The following is a 16,617-nucleotide window of genomic DNA, read 5'->3' as shown; positions in this document are numbered from 1 at the left end:
AGCGTTAGTAGTCGATTGTCCTGTGATCAAAGCGCGCTACCACTCATAATTTAGGAGTAATCATGGCCAAGAAAATTGTCGGCTTTATCAAGCTGCAAGTGCCGGCCGGCAAGGCGAATCCGTCGCCCCCGATCGGTCCCGCGCTGGGTCAGCGCGGTCTGAACATCATGGAATTCTGCAAGGCGTTCAACGCCCAGACCCAAGGCGTCGAGCCGGGCCTGCCGATTCCGGTTGTCATTACCGCCTACGCGGACAAGTCCTTCACCTTCGTGATGAAGACGCCGCCGGCAACCATCCTGATCAAGAAGGCTGCCGGTATCAAGTCCGGTTCGGCTAAGCCGCATACCGACAAGGTCGGCAAGATCACCCGCGCCCAATGCGAAGAGATCGCCAAGGCCAAGATGCCTGACCTGACCGCTGCCGACATGGAAGCAGCTATTCGCACCATCGCCGGCTCCGCCCGCTCGATGGGCATCACGGTGGAGGGTCTGTAATCATGGCCAAGCTCACGAAGAAACAAAAGGCTCTGGCCGAGAAGGTTGTCGCCCAGAAGCTGTATCCGCTGCAGGAAGCTCTGACCCTGGCCAAGGAAACCGCTACCGCCAAGTTTGACGAGTCGATCGATGTCGCCGTCAATCTCGGTGTTGATGCGCGTAAATCCGACCAGGTCGTTCGCGGCTCCGTTGTTCTGCCGGCTGGTACCGGCAAGTCTGTTCGTGTTGCCGTGTTCGCCCAGGGCGACAAGGCTGAAGCTGCCAAGGCAGCAGGCGCCGAAGTTGTCGGGTTCGACGATCTGGCCGCCGAAGTCAAGGCCGGCAATCTGAACTTCGACGTCGTCATCGCTACGCCGGACGCCATGAAGGTCGTTGGTCAATTGGGCCAAATCCTCGGTCCGCGCGGTTTGATGCCGAACCCGAAGGTCGGTACGGTGACCATGGATGTCGCCACCGCCGTCAAGAACGCCAAGGCCGGTCAGGTTCAGTACCGCACCGACAAGGCCGGTATCGTTCACGCCACCATCGGTCGTGCTTCCTTCTCTGTCGAGAATCTGGAAACCAACCTGAAGGCGCTGATCGACGCATTGCAAAAGGCCAAGCCGGCTTCTTCCAAGGGTCAGTACCTGAAGAAGATCGCCGTTTCCGCCACGATGGGCCCCGGCGTTCGCGTCGATCAGGCTTCTCTGGCTGGCTAAAAGTACTTTGGGTCATGGCGGATGCTCCGGTATTCGCCATGGATCGTCAAAGACCGCAGGCGCCCCGGTAACGGGGCTTAATCGCGAAAGCACCCTGCGCAGACGGTGTCCCCGAACAAGATTTTCTGCTGACCGGTAACGGGCAGCATAGCTTCTGGTTCAGGTCGCCGTAAGGGCGATGGAATTTTTCCATCGTGTTATGACTTGAAAGGAGGAAAGACCTGTGGGTCTCAATCTGAACGACAAAAAAGCGGTTGTAGCTGAGGTGTCGGCACAAGTGGCCAACGCTCAGACCATCGTGGTCGCCGAATATCGTGGCATCGAGGTTACCGACCTCACCGTGCTGCGCAAGAAGGCACGCGAGTCTGGCGTTTACCTGCGTGTGTTGAAGAACACCCTGGTGCGTCGCGCGGTCGCGGGCACCGAGTTCGCTGGCCTGGCTGACCAAATGGTCGGACCGCTGATTTACAGCGTTTCCGCCGACCCGGTGGCCGCTGCGAAGGTCCTCGCTGACTTCGCCAAAACCAACGACAAGCTCGTCCTCAAGGCCGGTTCCTATGCCGGCAAGGTGCTCGACAAGGCTGGCGTGCAAGCGCTCGCTTCTGTACCGAGCCGCGAAGAGCTGCTCTCCAAGCTGCTGTACGTCATGCAAGCTCCGGTTGCCGGCTTCGTCCGCGGCCTGGCTGCCCTGGCTACCCAGCGCGAAGAAGCTGCCGCTTAACCGTACCGCTTACGAACTGATTTAGGAGTTATTTGAAATGGCAATTAGCAAAGAAGACATCCTGGAAGCCGTTGGCTCCCTGACCGTTATGGAACTGAATGACCTGGTCAAGGCATTCGAAGAGAAGTTTGGCGTTTCCGCCGCTGCCGTCGCCGTTGCCGGCCCGGCCGGTGGTGGCGCTGCCGCTGCTGCTGAAGAACAGACCGAATTCACCGTTGTCCTGGCTGGCGCCGGCGACAAGAAGGTTGAAGTCATTAAGGTCGTTCGTGCGGCTACCGGCTTGGGCCTGAAGGAAGCCAAGGATCTGGTTGATGGCGCTCCGAAGCCGGTCAAGGAAGGCATTGCCAAGGCCGACGCCGAAGCCCTCAAGAAGCAACTGGAAGACGCTGGCGCCAAGGTCGAAATCAAGTAATCGACTTTTGCCCTGTGGGCTGGCGGTTTTTGCCGCCAGCCCTTTTGTGTTTTGTAAAACAGCTTAGACCGAATTGCTGAAATAAGCTTGAGTACCGCCAGCCGGCAAACGCAAACCGAACTTTTCTCTTTCTGCCAAGAGAGGGGAGTCTGTTTGCGTTTGCCTGTTTCCACAAGTTTTATGTTTGATTTCATCCTCACGGAGTTACCATGACTTACTCCTTCACCGAGAAGAAACGCATCCGCAAGAGCTTCGCCAAGCGCGCGAGCGTGCTGGACGTTCCCTACTTGTTGGCGACCCAACTGCAGTCTTTCAAGGATTTCCTGCAAGACGAAGTGGCGCCCGAGAAGCGGAAGAACGAAGGCCTGCAGGCAGCGTTCACCTCGATTTTCCCGATCGTTTCGCATTCCGGCAATGCTCGTCTGGAATTCGTCAGCTACATGCTGGGCGAGCCGGCCTTCGACGTGACCGAGTGTCACCAGCGGGGCCTGACCTTCGCTTCGTCGCTGCGCGCCAAGGTCCGCCTGGTCATCATGGATCGCGAAGCGCCGGATACTGTGAAGGAAGTGAAGGAGCAGGAAGTCTACATGGGTGAAATTCCCTTGATGACGACCAATGGTTCTTTCGTGATCAACGGTACCGAACGAGTCATCGTTTCCCAGTTGCACCGCTCGCCGGGTGTGTTCTTTGAGCACGACCGCGGCAAGACTCACAGCTCGGGCAAGCTGCTCTTCTCGGCACGGGTCATTCCCTACCGCGGTTCCTGGCTGGACTTCGAGTTCGATCCGAAGGACACCCTGTTCTTCCGTGTTGACCGTCGCCGCAAGATGCCGGTCACGACGCTGCTCAAGGCCATCGGCATGTCGTCCGAGGAAATCCTGGCCCAGTTCTTCGAATTCGATACCTTCCTGCTTGCTAAGGACAAGGTCGAATTCACGCTGGTTCCGGAGCGTCTGCGCGGCGAAGTTGCGCGCTTCGACTTCGTTGCCCCGGACGGCAAGCTGATCGTTGCCAAGGACAAGCGCATCACCGCCAAGCACATTCGTGAAATTGGTGCTGCCGGCATCAAGCAGATCGCCGTGCCGGACGAGTTCCTGGTAGGCCGCGTTGTCGCCAAGAACATCATCGACAAGGCCACTGGTGAAGTGGTTGCCAACGCCAACGACGAAATCACCGAGACCCTGCTCGCCAAGCTGCGCGAAGCCGATATCTTGACCGTTGAAACGCTGTACACCAACGATCTCGACCGGGGCGCTTTCATCTCGAACACGCTGCGTGCCGATGAAACAGCTACCCGGCAGGCTGCCCGCATCGCCATCTACCGCATGATGCGTCCGGGCGAGCCGCCGACGGAAGAAGCTGTCGAAATCCTGTTCAACGGCTTGTTCTATTCCGACGAGCGCTACGACCTGTCGGGCGTCGGCCGCATGAAGTTTAACCGTCGCCTGTCGCGCCAGGACGTCATCGAGTACAAGGTGATGGTCAAGGGCCTGGCTTCCAAGGCCGAAGCCGCCCTCAAGAACCTGGCCGAAGCTTCCGGTTTCGCCCTGTCCGCGATTCAGGACCTGGTTGGTCTGCTGCCGTTCGGCGCTCGCGCCATGATCGAGAACTCGACGCAAGCCGAGGCCGAGGCGCTGGCCGCCAAGTTGAAGCCGCTGGGCGCCAACGTCGAAGTGCGCGAGCAACTGACCCTGTCGCCGCGCGATATCGTCGACGTGATCCGCATCCTGGTCGAGCTGCGCAACGGTCGCGGTGAAATCGACGATATCGACCACCTCGGTAACCGCCGCGTGCGTTCGGTTGGCGAACTGGCCGAAAACCAGTTCCGCGCTGGTTTGGTGCGTGTCGAGCGTGCCGTCAAGGAGCGTCTGTCGCAAGCTGAATCCGACAACCTGATGCCGCACGACCTGATCAACGCCAAGCCGATCAGCGCCGCGATCAAGGAATTCTTCGGCTCCAGCCAGCTGTCGCAGTTTATGGACCAGACTAACCCGCTGTCGGAAATTACCCATAAGCGCCGTGTCTCGGCTCTTGGCCCGGGTGGTCTGACCCGCGAACGCGCCGGCTTCGAAGTCCGCGACGTGCATCCGACCCACTACGGTCGTGTCTGCCCGATCGAAACACCGGAAGGCCCGAACATCGGCCTGATCAACTCCCTGGCTCTGTTCGCCCGCGTGAACAGCTATGGCTTCATCGAAACTGCCTACCGCAAGGTTGCCGACGGCAAGGTCACCAACGACATCGAATACCTGTCGGCCATCGAAGAGGGCAACTACGTCGTCGCCCAGGCCAACGCGGCTCTGGATGGCGAAGGCCGCTTGTCCGACGACCTCGTTACCTGCCGCGAGAAGGGCGAAACCATTCTCGCCGAGCCGGGCCGTGTCCAGTACATGGACGTTGCGCCGGGCCAGATTGTTTCCGTTGCTGCCTCGCTGATTCCGTTCCTTGAGCACGACGACGCGAACCGTGCCTTGATGGGCGCCAACATGCAACGCCAGGCCGTCCCCTGTCTGCGTCCGGAAAAGCCGCTGGTCGGAACCGGCATCGAACGCACTGTGGCGGTCGACTCGGGTACCGCTGTCGTTGCCCTGCGCGGCGGTAAGGTCGACTACGTCGATGCTGGCCGTGTCGTGGTCCGTGTCAATGACGACGAAACCATTGCTGGTGAAGTCGGTGTCGACATCTACAACCTGGTCAAGTACACCCGTTCCAACCAGAACACCAACATCAACCAGCGTCCGATGGTCAAGGTTGGCGACGTGATCGCGAAGGGCGACGTGGTCGCCGACGGTGCCTCCACCGACAAGGGCGAACTCGCCCTCGGCCAGAACATGCTGATCGCCTTCATGCCTTGGAACGGCTACAACTTCGAAGACTCGATCCTGATCTCCGAGCGCGTCGTCGCCGAAGACCGCTACACCTCGATCCACATCGAGGAATTGACGGTCGTTGCCCGCGATACCAAGCTCGGCCCTGAAGAAATCACGCGCGACATCGCCTCCCTTGGCGAAGCCCAGCTGTCCCGTCTGGACGATTCCGGCATCGTGTACATCGGTGCCGAAGTCGAAGCCGGCGACGTGCTGGTCGGTAAGGTTACGCCGAAGGGCGAAACCCAGCTGACGCCGGAAGAAAAGCTGCTGCGCGCCATCTTCGGCGAGAAGGCTTCCGACGTGAAGGACACCTCGCTGCGTGTGCCGTCGGGCATTGCCGGTACCGTCATCGATGTCCAGGTGTTCACCCGCGAGGGGATCGAGCGCGACAAGCGTGCCCAGTCGATCATCGACGAGCACCTGCGTCACTACAAGCTGGACCTCGCCGACCAGATGCGTATCGTCGAACGCGATGCCTTCGAGCGTGTCGGTCGCCTGATCATTGGCAAGAAGGCCAACGGCGGTCCGAAGAAGCTGGCTAAGGGCACGGTCATCGAGCAGTCCTACCTGGACGGCATGGATCCGCACCACTGGTTCGATATCCGCCTGTCCGACGACGAAGCTGCCCAGCAGCTTGAGCAGGTCAAGGAAGGCTTGGAGCAGGCTCGCAAGGACTTCGACGTCGCGTTTGAAGCGAAGCGCAAGAAGCTGACCCAGGGCGACGAACTGCCGCCGGGTGTGCAGAAGATGGTCAAGGTCTACGTGGCCGTCAAGCGCCGCCTGCAACCGGGCGACAAGATGGCCGGTCGTCACGGTAACAAGGGCGTCGTTTCGCGCATCTTGCCGGTCGAGGACATGCCGCACATGGAAGACGGCAGCCCGGTCGACATCGTGCTGAACCCGCTCGGCGTGCCGTCCCGGATGAACGTCGGTCAGATTCTCGAAGTCCACCTCGGCCTCGCCGCCAAGGGCCTCGGCCACAAGATCGGCGCCATGCTGCGCGCCCAGGCCAGCGTCAAGGAGGTCCGTGGCTTCCTCGACAAGGTCTATAACTCGAACGGCAAGGTCGAGGATCTCGACCAGCTGAACGACGGCGAAGTCATGGAAATGGCCGGCAACCTGACTTCCGGTGTGCCGTTCGCCACCCCGGTGTTCGATGGTGCCAAGGAAGAGGAAATCAAGGCCATGCTGGCCCTTGCAGGCATGCCGTCCTCGGGCCAGATGACCCTGTTCGACGGTCGTACTGGGGAAGCTTTCGAGCGCCAGGTTACGGTCGGCTACATGCATTACCTGAAGCTGCATCACTTGGTCGATGACAAGATGCACGCCCGTTCGACCGGTCCGTACTCCCTCGTTACACAGCAGCCGCTGGGTGGCAAGGCGCAGTTTGGTGGTCAGCGCTTCGGTGAAATGGAAGTGTGGGCACTCGAAGCCTACGGCGCATCCTACGTGCTGCAGGAAATGCTCACCGTCAAGTCCGATGACGTGAATGGCCGTACCAAGGTGTACGAAAACATCGTCAAGGGCGAGCACAAGATCGATGCCGGCATGCCGGAATCCTTCAACGTGCTGGTCAAGGAAATCCGTTCGCTGGCGATCGACATCGATCTGGAACGTTACTGATTCAGGGCTTAGGAGTTAAACGATGAAAGCATTGCTCGATCTGTTCAAGCAGGTAACCGCCGAGGAGGAATTCGACGCGATTACCATTGGCCTCGCCTCGCCCGAGAAGATCCGTTCCTGGTCCTACGGTGAAGTCAAGAAGCCGGAAACCATCAACTACCGTACCTTCAAGCCGGAACGCGACGGCCTGTTCTGCGCCAAGATCTTCGGCCCGATCAAGGACTATGAGTGCCTGTGCGGCAAGTACAAGCGCCTGAAGCATCGCGGCGTCATCTGCGAGAAGTGCGGCGTCGAAGTGACGCTGGCCAAGGTTCGTCGCGACCGCATGGGTCACATCGAACTGGCTTCGCCGACCGCCCACATCTGGTTCCTGAAGTCGCTGCCGTCCCGTCTGGGCATGGTGCTCGACATGACGCTGCGCGATATCGAGCGCGTCCTGTACTTCGAAGCCTATGTCGTTACCGACCCGGGCATGGTCTCCAACCTGCAGCGCAGCCAACTACTGACCGAAGACCAGTACCTGGAAATGGTCGAGGAGCATGGTGACGACTTCCAGGCCCTGATGGGCGCCGAGGGTATCCGCGAACTGCTGCGTAACCTCGAACTCAACAGCGAAGTCGAGTCCCTGCGTGCCGAACTGGAAGTGACCGGTTCCGAAGCCAAGAACAAGAAGCTGGCCAAGCGCCTGAAGATTCTCGAAGGCTTCCAGAAGTCCGGCATCAAGCCAGACTGGATGATCCTCGAAGTGCTGCCCGTCCTGCCGCCGGACCTGCGTCCGCTGGTGCCGCTCGATGGCGGCCGCTTCGCGACCTCCGACCTGAACGACCTGTATCGTCGCGTCATCAACCGTAACAACCGTCTGAAGCGTCTGCTCGAGCTCAAGGCCCCGGAAATCATCGTGCGCAACGAAAAGCGCATGCTGCAGGAAGCCGTCGACTCGCTGCTCGACAACGGCCGTCGCGGCAAGGCGATGACTGGCGCCAACAAGCGTCCGCTCAAATCGCTGGCCGACATGATCAAGGGCAAGGGCGGTCGTTTCCGTCAGAACCTGCTCGGCAAGCGCGTCGACTACTCTGGTCGTTCGGTCATCGTGGTCGGTCCGCAGCTCAAGCTGCATCAGTGCGGTCTGCCCAAGCTGATGGCGCTGGAACTGTTCAAGCCCTTCATTTTCCACAAGCTGGAAGTGCTCGGCTACGCCACGACCATCAAGCAAGCCAAGAAGATGGTCGAAGGACAGGAGCCGGTGGTGTGGGACATCCTGGAAGATGTCATCCGCGAACACCCGGTCATGCTGAACCGTGCGCCGACCCTGCACCGTCTGGGTATCCAGGCTTTCGAGCCGACCCTGATCGAAGGCAAGGCCATCCAGCTCCATCCGCTCGTCTGCGCCGCGTTCAACGCCGACTTCGACGGTGACCAGATGGCTGTTCACGTCCCGCTGTCGCTCGAAGCCCAGATGGAAGCACGAACACTGATGCTGGCCTCCAACAACGTGCTGTCGCCCGCCAACGGCGCGCCGATCATCGTGCCGTCGCAGGATATCGTTCTCGGTCTGTACTACGCGACCCGCGAAAAGATCAACGGCAAGGGTGAAGGTATGTACTTCGCCGACGTCGCCGAAGTCGAGCGTGCGCTCGCTTCCAAGGAGCTCGATATCCATTCGCGCATCTCGGTTCGCCTGCCGCAATACGAAGCCGGTGCCGTCGAGGGCGAATGGATCGAGAAGATTGTCCGTATCGAAACCACCGTCGGTCGCGCCATCCTGTCCAAGATTCTGCCCAAGGGCCTACCCTTCAAGGTCATCGACAAGGCGCTGAAGAAGAAGGAAATCTCCAAACTGATCGACGAATCGTTCCGTCGTTGCGGCCTGAAGGAAACGGTCGTCTTCGCCGACAAGCTGATGCAGAACGGCTACGCCCTCGCTACCCGCGCCGGCATCTCCTTCTGCTCGGACGACATGCGCGTCCCGGCCAAGAAATACGAAATCATCGCCGAAGCCGAAGCTGAAGTGAAGGAAATTGAGACCCAGTACACGAACGGTCTGGTCACCCAGGGAGAGCGTTACAACAAGGTCGTCGACATCTGGGGCCGTACCGGTGACCAGGTCGCCAAGGTCATGATGGACGAACTCGGCCACGAGGAAGTCGTCGACCGCCATGGCAAGAAGGTCAAGCAGGACTCCTTCAACTCCATCTATATGATGGCCGACTCCGGCGCCCGCGGTTCCGCCGCCCAGATCCGTCAGCTGGCCGGTATGCGCGGCCTGATGGCGAAGCCGGACGGCTCGATTATCGAAACGCCGATCACGACCAACTTCCGCGAAGGTCTGAACGTTCTCCAGTACTTCATTTCGACCCACGGTGCCCGTAAGGGTCTGGCCGACACCGCGCTGAAGACCGCCAACTCCGGTTACCTGACGCGCCGTCTGGTCGACGTGACCCAGGATCTGGTTATCACCGAAGACGACTGCGGTACCAAGAACGGTTTCGCCGTCAAGGCGCTGGTCGAAGGCGGTGAAGTCATCGAGCCGTTGCGCGAGCGTATCCTCGGTCGCGTGACCGTCGATGACCTGGTCGATCCGGAAACCCAGGAAACCGTCATCTTTGCCGGCACCATGCTCGACGAAGACCTGGTCGATCTGATCGATAAGCTGGGTATCGACGAAGTCAAGGTCCGCACCCCGCTGACCTGTGATACGCGTTACGGCCTGTGCGCCAAGTGCTACGGTCGTGACCTCGGTCGCGGCACCATGGTCAATGCCGGTGAATCGGTCGGCGTCATTGCCGCCCAGTCCATCGGTGAGCCGGGTACCCAGCTCACCATGCGTACCTTCCACGTCGGTGGTGCCGCTTCCCGCGCTGCCGTCGCCGACAAGATCGAAGGCAAGTCGGCCGGTACCGTCCGTTACACCTCGAACATGCGCTACGTGACCAGCGCCAAGGGCGAGAAGGTCGTCATCTCCCGCTCCGGCGAGGTGCTGATTACCGACGACCACGGTCGCGAACGCGAGCGTCACAAGGTACCGTACGGTGCCATCCTGTCCGCCGACGAAGGCAAGGCCGTCAAGGCCGGTGCCAAGCTGGCAACCTGGGATCCGCACACCCGTCCGATCATTACCGAATACGCCGGTATCGTGCGTTTCGAGAACGTCGAAGAGGGCGTTACCGTCGCCAAGCAGGTCGACGACGTGACCGGCTTGTCCACGCTGGTCGTTATCGACCACAAGCGTGGCGGCAAGGCGGCAACCAAGGGCGTTCGTCCGGTGGTCAAGCTGCTCGACGAGAGCGGCCAGGAAGTCAAGATCCACGGCAGCGATCATGCCGTTTCCATCGCCTTCCAGGTCGGCTCGATCATTTCCGTGGTCGACGGCCAACAGGTCGGCGTCGGTGATGTGCTGGCCCGTATGCCGCAGGAATCTGCGAAGACTCGCGACATTACCGGCGGTCTGCCGCGTGTTGCCGAGCTGTTCGAAGCCCGTACCCCGAAAGATGCATCCGTCCTGGCGGAAGTTACCGGGACCATCAGCTTCGGTAAGGACACCAAGGGCAAACAGCGTCTGGTCATTACCGACCTCGATGGCAATGTCCATGAGTTCCTGATCTCCAAGGACAAGCACGTTTTGGTGCACGACGGCCAAGTGGTGAACAAGGGCGAGAAGATCGTCGAAGGCGAGCCGGATCCGCACGATATCCTGCGTCTGCAGGGTGTCGAGGCGCTGGCCCGCTACATCACCGACGAAGTGCAGGACGTGTATCGTCTGCAGGGCGTCAAGATCAACGACAAGCACATCGAAGTGATCGTCCGTCAGATGCTGCGTCGCGTGACCATCGTTGAACCGGGTGACACCAAGTTCATCAAGTCCGAGCAGGTCGAGCGTGCCGAACTGCTGGCCGAAAACGATCGTGCCAATGCTGAAGGCAAGCTGCCGGCGACCTTCGACCACATGCTGCTCGGTATCACCAAGGCTTCGTTGTCGACCGATTCGTTCATCTCGGCGGCGTCGTTCCAGGAAACCACCCGCGTTCTGACCGAAGCCGCCATCATGGGCAAGCGCGACGAATTGCGTGGTCTCAAGGAAAACGTCATTGTCGGTCGTCTCATCCCGGCAGGTACCGGTCTGGCCTACCACCGCAGCCGCAAGGCCCAGGCGGCAGGCGAAGACCAGGCAGCCAATCGCCCGATCGAAGAAGCTGCTGCGGAAAATGCAACGCAGGAAGCAGATCAGGGCCTGTAAATCGTTGGGCAACCCCTGGGTCACGTTGACACGGGGGTTGATCGGCCATAGAATTTATGGTCTTTGTCGGCGGAGGCTAATCATTGTCTCCGCTTTGGATAACAAAATTGCCGTCGTGCACCCCGTTTCGGTGCCCGGCCGTTGAAGGAAGTTTGATATGCCGACCATCAACCAGCTCGTGCGCAAGCCGCGCGTCGCGGAAAAGGCCAAGAGCAAGGTTCCTGCTCTGGAAAAGTGCCCGCAGAAGCGTGGCGTTTGCACCCGCGTTTACACCACTACCCCGAAAAAACCGAACTCCGCTCTGCGTAAGGTTTGCAAGGTTCGTCTGACGAATGGCTTCGAAGTCATTTCGTATATCGGCGGTGAAGGCCACAACCTGCAGGAGCACTCTGTTGTTCTGATCCGCGGTGGTCGTGTCAAGGACTTGCCGGGTGTGCGTTACCACACCGTGCGCGGTTCCCTGGATACGCAGGGCGTCAAAGATCGTAAGCAGTCCCGTTCCAAGTACGGGGCCAAGCGTCCGAAGGCTGCCTGATCATTTAGGTGGCTTGAGTAAGTGGCCGCTCTTTTGGGCGGTCGAGAGAGCCGGGTGGGTGAAAACCCATTCCCGGCTTTTCAACTGAATCGTGTTTAATTGAGGTTAATATGCCCCGTCGTCGCGAAGTACCGAAACGTGACATTCTGCCGGATCCGAAGTTCGGCAATGTCGAAGTCTCCAAGTTCATCAACGCCATCATGCAAAGCGGCAAGAAGTCTGTCGCTGAGCGCATCGTCTATGGCGCGTTTGACATCATTACCACCAAGTCCGGCAAGGATCCGCTGGAAGTTTTTGGCTCTGCCATGGGTAACGTCAAGCCGATGGTCGAAGTGAAGTCCCGTCGTGTTGGCGGTGCCAACTACCAGGTGCCTGTTGAAGTGCGTCCGGCTCGTCGCGCTGCGCTGGCTATGCGCTGGCTGCGTGAGTCTGCCCGCAAGCGTTCCGAGAAGTCCATGGGTCAGCGTCTGGCTGCCGAAATGCTGGAAGCCGCTGAAAACCGCGGTGGCGCAGTCAAGAAGCGTGATGAAGTTCACCGCATGGCCGAAGCCAACAAGGCCTTCGCTCACTTCCGCTTCTAATTCTCAAAGGGCTTAACGTGGCACGTAAAACTCCCATCGAGCGCTACCGCAATATCGGTATCAGCGCCCACATCGACGCCGGCAAGACCACCACGACCGAGCGCATCCTGTACTACACCGGTGTTAACCACAAGATCGGTGAAGTGCACGACGGCGCCGCCACTATGGACTGGATGGAGCAGGAGCAGGAGCGTGGCATCACCATCACCTCTGCTGCTACCACCTGCTTCTGGAAGGGCATGGATAGCTCTTTCCCTGAGCATCGTTTCAATATCATCGACACTCCGGGGCACGTCGACTTCACGATCGAAGTCGAGCGCTCTATGCGCGTCCTGGACGGTGCCTGCATGGTTTACTGTGCGGTCGGTGGAGTTCAGCCTCAGTCGGAAACCGTTTGGCGTCAGGCTACTAAGTACAAGGTGCCGCGTCTCGCCTTCGTGAACAAGATGGACCGCTCTGGTGCCAACTTCTTCAAGGTCGTGGACCAGATGCGTACGCGTCTGAAGGCAAACCCGGTTCCCATCGTTATCCCCATTGGCGCCGAAGATACCTTCTCCGGCGTGGTTGACCTGCTCAAGATGAAGGCCATCATTTGGGACGAGGCTTCCCAGGGCATGAAGTTCGACTACGTCGACGTGCCGGCCGACCTGGTCGAAACCGCCCAGACCTGGCGTGAGCAGATGATCGAAGCGGCTGCCGAAGCCTCTGAAGATCTGATGAATGAATATCTGGAAAACGGTGAGCTGTCCGAGGCCAAGATCAAGGAAGGTCTGCGCCTGCGTACTTTGGCTTGCGAAATCCAGCCGATGCTGTGCGGTACTGCATTCAAGAACAAGGGTGTGCAGCGCATGCTGGATGCTGTCATCGAGTTGCTGCCGTCGCCGGTCGACATTCCGCCGGTCACAGGTGTCGATGAGCGCGAGCAGCCGGCATCCCGCAAGGCGGACGACGCCGAGAAGTTCTCGGCGCTGGCATTCAAGCTGATGACCGACCCGTTTGTCGGCCAGCTGACCTTCATTCGTGTTTACTCCGGTGTGCTCAACTCGGGCGCCACCGTGTACAACTCGGTCAAGGGCAAGAAGGAGCGTATCGGCCGTATTCTGCAGATGCACGCCAACAACCGTGAAGAAATCAAGGAGGTTCTGGCGGGTGATATTGCTGCTTGCGTCGGCCTGAAGGAAGTGACCACGGGTGAAACCCTGTGTGATCCGGATGCGCCGATCATCCTCGAACGCATGGTGTTCCCGGACCCGGTTATTCACGTTGCCGTCGAGCCGAAGACCAAGGCCGACCAGGAAAAGATGGGCATCGCGCTGGGTCGTCTGGCTGCCGAGGATCCGTCCTTCCGCGTTCGTACCGATGAAGAGTCCGGTCAGACCATCATCTCCGGTATGGGCGAGTTGCACCTCGACATCATCGTCGATCGCATGCGTCGCGAATTCAACGTCGAAGCTGCAGTTGGTGCCCCGCAAGTTGCCTACCGTGAATGCATCAAGAAGGCTGTCGAACAGGAAGGCAAGTTCGTCAAGCAGTCCGGTGGTCGCGGTCAGTTCGGTCACGTCTGGCTCAAGATTGAGCCGAACGAGCCGGGCGCTGGCTATACCTTCGTTGATGCCATCAAGGGCGGTGTCGTTCCGCGCGAATTCATTCCGGCGGTCGACAAGGGCTTGCAGGATGCCATCACGAGCGGCGTGCTGGCCGGCTTCCCGGTCGTGGACATCAAGTTCACCCTGTTCGATGGTTCCTACCACGACGTTGACTCGAACGAAAACGCGTTCCGCATGGCTGCTTCCATGGCTTTCAAGGAGGGCATGAAGAAGGCCAGCCCGACGCTGCTCGAGCCGATGATGGCCGTTGAAGTCGAGACCCCGGAAGACTACATGGGTAACGTGATGGGCGATCTCTCCTCCCGCCGTGGCATCGTCCAGGGTATGGAAGATCAGGCTGGCGGCATCAAGGTTGTCAAGGCGGAAGTGCCGCTGTCCGAAATGTTCGGCTACGCCACCTCGCTGCGCTCCTTGTCGCAAGGTCGTGCCACCTACTCGATGGAATTCAAGCACTACACGGAAGCGCCGAAGAACGTCGCTGACGCTGTCATCAACAAAAAGTAACACCTTATTGGAGAACCGATAATGGCTAAGGAAAAATTCGAGCGTACGAAACCGCACGTGAACGTTGGCACGATTGGTCACGTTGACCACGGCAAGACCACGCTGACCGCTGCGATCACGACTGTGCTGTCGGCCAAGTTTGGCGGCGCCGCCAAGAAGTACGATGAAATCGACGCTGCCCCGGAAGAAAAGGCGCGCGGCATCACCATCAACACCGCCCACGTCGAATACGAAACCGCCAACCGTCACTACGCCCACGTTGACTGCCCGGGCCACGCTGACTACGTCAAGAACATGATTACCGGTGCCGCCCAGATGGACGGCGCCATTCTGGTCTGTTCCGCCGCTGACGGCCCGATGCCGCAAACCCGTGAGCACATCCTGCTGGCTCGCCAAGTTGGCGTGCCGTACGTTCTCGTGTTCATGAACAAGTGCGACATGGTTGACGACGCCGAGCTGCTCGAGCTGGTCGAAATGGAACTGCGCGAACTGCTCTCCAAGTACGACTTCCCGGGCGACGACACCCCGATCATCCATGGCTCCGCTCTGAAGGCCCTGGAAGGCGACCAGTCCGAAATCGGCGAACCGTCCATCTTCCGCCTGGCTGATGCCCTGGACTCCTACATCCCGACCCCGGAGCGCGCAGTTGACATGCCGTTCCTGATGCCGGTCGAAGACGTCTTCTCCATCTCTGGTCGCGGCACCGTTGTGACCGGTCGTGTTGAGCGCGGCATCGTCAAGGTTGGCGAAGAAATCGAAATCGTCGGTATCCGTCCGACCCAGAAGACTACCTGTACCGGTGTGGAAATGTTCCGCAAGCTGCTCGACCAAGGTCAAGCTGGCGACAACATCGGCGCCCTGCTGCGTGGCACCAAGCGTGAAGACGTCGAGCGTGGTCAAGTCCTGTGCAAGCCGGGCTCCATCACCCCGCACACCCACTTCACGGGCGAAGTGTACGTTCTGTCCAAGGACGAAGGTGGTCGTCACACCCCGTTCTTCAACAACTACCGTCCGCAGTTCTACTTCCGTACGACCGACGTGACCGGTGCGATCTCGCTGCCGGAGGGCGTTGAAATGGTCATGCCGGGTGACAACATCCAGATGACGGTCAAGCTGATTGCACCGATCGCCATGGAAGAAGGTCTGCGCTTCGCCATCCGCGAAGGCGGTCGTACCGTCGGCGCCGGCGTCGTCGCCAAAATCATCGAGTAATCGTTCTTTTTGAAAACCGGGGTGGGTGACACTCACCCCATCGTTCTTTGGAAGCCAAGAAAATGCAAAGCCAAAAAATCCGTATCCGTCTGAAGGCCTTCGACTATCGCCTGATCGATCAATCCGCCCAGGAAATCGTCGAGACCGCCAAGCGTACCGGCGCTGTCGTTCGTGGTCCCGTTCCGCTGCCGACCCGCAAGCAGCGTTTCGACATCCTGCGTTCGCCGCACGTGAACAAGGCTTCCCGCGATCAGCTCGAGATTCGTACCCATCTACGTCTGATGGATATCGTCGATCCGACCGACAAGACTGTTGATGCCTTGATGAAGCTGGATCTGCCGGCTGGCGTCGACGTCGAGATCAAGTTGCAGTAATTGTAGTTTTGCGGATATAATCCGCGCCTTTCGGGGGTGGCCGGCAACGGCTGCCCATTTGTTGTTTTACATCGACCGGCCAATCGCAGCCGGCGATGAGGAGAATAACCATGAGTCTAGGCCTTGTTGGTCGCAAGGTTGGCATGACTCGCATTTTTGCCGAGGATGGTGCGTCCATTCCGGTAACTGTGCTTGACGTGTCCAATAACCGCGTGACCCAAGTCAAAACGCCGGAGATCGATGGCTACGCAGCCATTCAGGTCGCATTCGGCAAGCGCCGTGCCTCGCGTGTTTCCAAGCCCCTTGCTGGCCATCTGGCCAAAGCGGGCGTGGAAGCCGGGCATGTGCTCAAGGAATTCCGTATCGAAGCTGATCAGTTGGCCAATTTCAAGGCCGGCGATCAGGTCGCTGTCACTATTTTTGCCGAAGGGCAAAAGGTTGATGTGACCGGCACCTCGATCGGTAAGGGTTTCCAGGGTGGTATCAAGCGCCACAACTTCAGCTCCAACCGTGCGTCCCACGGTAACTCGGTGTCGCACAACGCGCCGGGTTCCATTGGTATGGCGCAGGATCCGGGTCGTGTTTTCCCGGGTAAGCGCATGGCCGGCCATCTGGGCGACGTGCAGTCGACCCTGCAGAGCCTGACCATCGTCCGTGTCGATGCCGATCGCCAGCTGCTGCTGGTCAAGGGCGCTGTTCCGGGTGCCAAGGGTTCTGACGTCGTCGTGCGTCCGGCAGTCAAGGCTTAAGGG

At 59.5% G+C, this 16,617-nt stretch carries 12 protein-coding genes; all 12 read left to right on the top strand.

The window, feature by feature from the left end; translation table 11 throughout:
• The first annotated feature begins 62 nt into the window (after positions 1-62).
• The 12 genes from rplK to rplC all read left to right on the top strand — a co-directional run bounded on the left by rplK (position 63) and on the right by rplC (position 16,614).
• Positions 63-494, top strand: coding sequence for a 50S ribosomal protein L11 (gene rplK / locus AB6Q56_RS16175; RefSeq protein ID WP_434514084.1), 432 nt, complete (start codon positions 63-65; stop codon positions 492-494).
• Positions 495-496: 2 nt separating this feature from the next.
• Positions 497-1,192 carry a 50S ribosomal protein L1 gene (gene rplA / locus AB6Q56_RS16170; protein ID WP_434514083.1) on the top strand — a complete coding sequence of 232 codons (696 nt, stop codon included), beginning with the start codon at positions 497-499 and terminating at the stop codon, positions 1,190-1,192.
• Positions 1,193-1,415: 223 nt separating this feature from the next.
• Positions 1,416-1,913 carry a 50S ribosomal protein L10 gene (rplJ, locus tag AB6Q56_RS16165; protein WP_150429703.1) on the top strand — a complete coding sequence of 166 codons (498 nt, stop codon included), beginning with the start codon at positions 1,416-1,418 and terminating at the stop codon, positions 1,911-1,913.
• 37 nt (positions 1,914-1,950) lie between these two features.
• Complete coding sequence (rplL, locus tag AB6Q56_RS16160; protein WP_434514082.1) at positions 1,951-2,325, top strand: 50S ribosomal protein L7/L12; 375 nt, start codon at positions 1,951-1,953, stop codon at positions 2,323-2,325.
• Between the two features lie 209 nt (positions 2,326-2,534).
• Positions 2,535-6,818: a DNA-directed RNA polymerase subunit beta gene (rpoB, locus tag AB6Q56_RS16155; RefSeq protein WP_434514081.1), complete on the top strand. Its 4,284-nt coding sequence runs from the start codon at positions 2,535-2,537 to the stop codon at positions 6,816-6,818.
• Between the two features lie 22 nt (positions 6,819-6,840).
• Positions 6,841-11,052 carry a DNA-directed RNA polymerase subunit beta' gene (gene rpoC / locus AB6Q56_RS16150; RefSeq protein ID WP_434514080.1) on the top strand — a complete coding sequence of 1,404 codons (4,212 nt, stop codon included), beginning with the start codon at positions 6,841-6,843 and terminating at the stop codon, positions 11,050-11,052.
• Positions 11,053-11,209: 157 nt separating this feature from the next.
• Complete coding sequence (gene rpsL / locus AB6Q56_RS16145; protein ID WP_011286083.1) at positions 11,210-11,587, top strand: 30S ribosomal protein S12; 378 nt, start codon at positions 11,210-11,212, stop codon at positions 11,585-11,587.
• Positions 11,588-11,697: 110 nt separating this feature from the next.
• Positions 11,698-12,168, top strand: coding sequence for a 30S ribosomal protein S7 (gene rpsG, locus AB6Q56_RS16140; protein ID WP_434514079.1), 471 nt, complete (start codon positions 11,698-11,700; stop codon positions 12,166-12,168).
• Between the two features lie 17 nt (positions 12,169-12,185).
• Positions 12,186-14,279 carry an elongation factor G gene (fusA, locus tag AB6Q56_RS16135; RefSeq protein ID WP_434514078.1) on the top strand — a complete coding sequence of 698 codons (2,094 nt, stop codon included), beginning with the start codon at positions 12,186-12,188 and terminating at the stop codon, positions 14,277-14,279.
• A gap of 21 nt (positions 14,280-14,300) precedes the next feature.
• A complete protein-coding gene (gene tuf / locus AB6Q56_RS16130) occupies positions 14,301-15,491 on the top strand; it encodes an elongation factor Tu (protein WP_275707748.1) in 1,191 nt (396 codons plus the stop codon).
• 62 nt (positions 15,492-15,553) lie between these two features.
• Positions 15,554-15,865 carry a 30S ribosomal protein S10 gene (gene rpsJ, locus AB6Q56_RS16125; protein ID WP_028994183.1) on the top strand — a complete coding sequence of 104 codons (312 nt, stop codon included), beginning with the start codon at positions 15,554-15,556 and terminating at the stop codon, positions 15,863-15,865.
• A gap of 110 nt (positions 15,866-15,975) precedes the next feature.
• Positions 15,976-16,614: a 50S ribosomal protein L3 gene (gene rplC, locus AB6Q56_RS16120; protein WP_434514077.1), complete on the top strand. Its 639-nt coding sequence runs from the start codon at positions 15,976-15,978 to the stop codon at positions 16,612-16,614.
• Positions 16,615-16,617: the final 3 nt, after the last annotated feature.

The organism is Dechloromonas sp. ARDL1, assembly GCF_051122455.1.
Lineage (GTDB): Bacteria > Pseudomonadota > Gammaproteobacteria > Burkholderiales > Rhodocyclaceae > Azonexus.
The sequence above is the reverse complement of the archived record's forward strand: the minus strand, read 5'-3'. Positions and strand labels throughout refer to the sequence as shown.

Coding starts and splice junctions, on each gene's coding strand:
- rplL (WP_434514082.1), top strand. CDS start 1,951: ATGGCAATTAGCAAAGAAGACATCCTGGAAGCCGTTGGCTCCCTGACC.
- rpoC (WP_434514080.1), top strand. CDS start 6,841: ATGAAAGCATTGCTCGATCTGTTCAAGCAGGTAACCGCCGAGGAGGAA.
- rpsL (WP_011286083.1), top strand. CDS start 11,210: ATGCCGACCATCAACCAGCTCGTGCGCAAGCCGCGCGTCGCGGAAAAG.
- rpoB (WP_434514081.1), top strand. CDS start 2,535: ATGACTTACTCCTTCACCGAGAAGAAACGCATCCGCAAGAGCTTCGCC.
- rplC (WP_434514077.1), top strand. CDS start 15,976: ATGAGTCTAGGCCTTGTTGGTCGCAAGGTTGGCATGACTCGCATTTTT.
- rpsG (WP_434514079.1), top strand. CDS start 11,698: ATGCCCCGTCGTCGCGAAGTACCGAAACGTGACATTCTGCCGGATCCG.
- rplK (WP_434514084.1), top strand. CDS start 63: ATGGCCAAGAAAATTGTCGGCTTTATCAAGCTGCAAGTGCCGGCCGGC.
- tuf (WP_275707748.1), top strand. CDS start 14,301: ATGGCTAAGGAAAAATTCGAGCGTACGAAACCGCACGTGAACGTTGGC.
- rplA (WP_434514083.1), top strand. CDS start 497: ATGGCCAAGCTCACGAAGAAACAAAAGGCTCTGGCCGAGAAGGTTGTC.
- rpsJ (WP_028994183.1), top strand. CDS start 15,554: ATGCAAAGCCAAAAAATCCGTATCCGTCTGAAGGCCTTCGACTATCGC.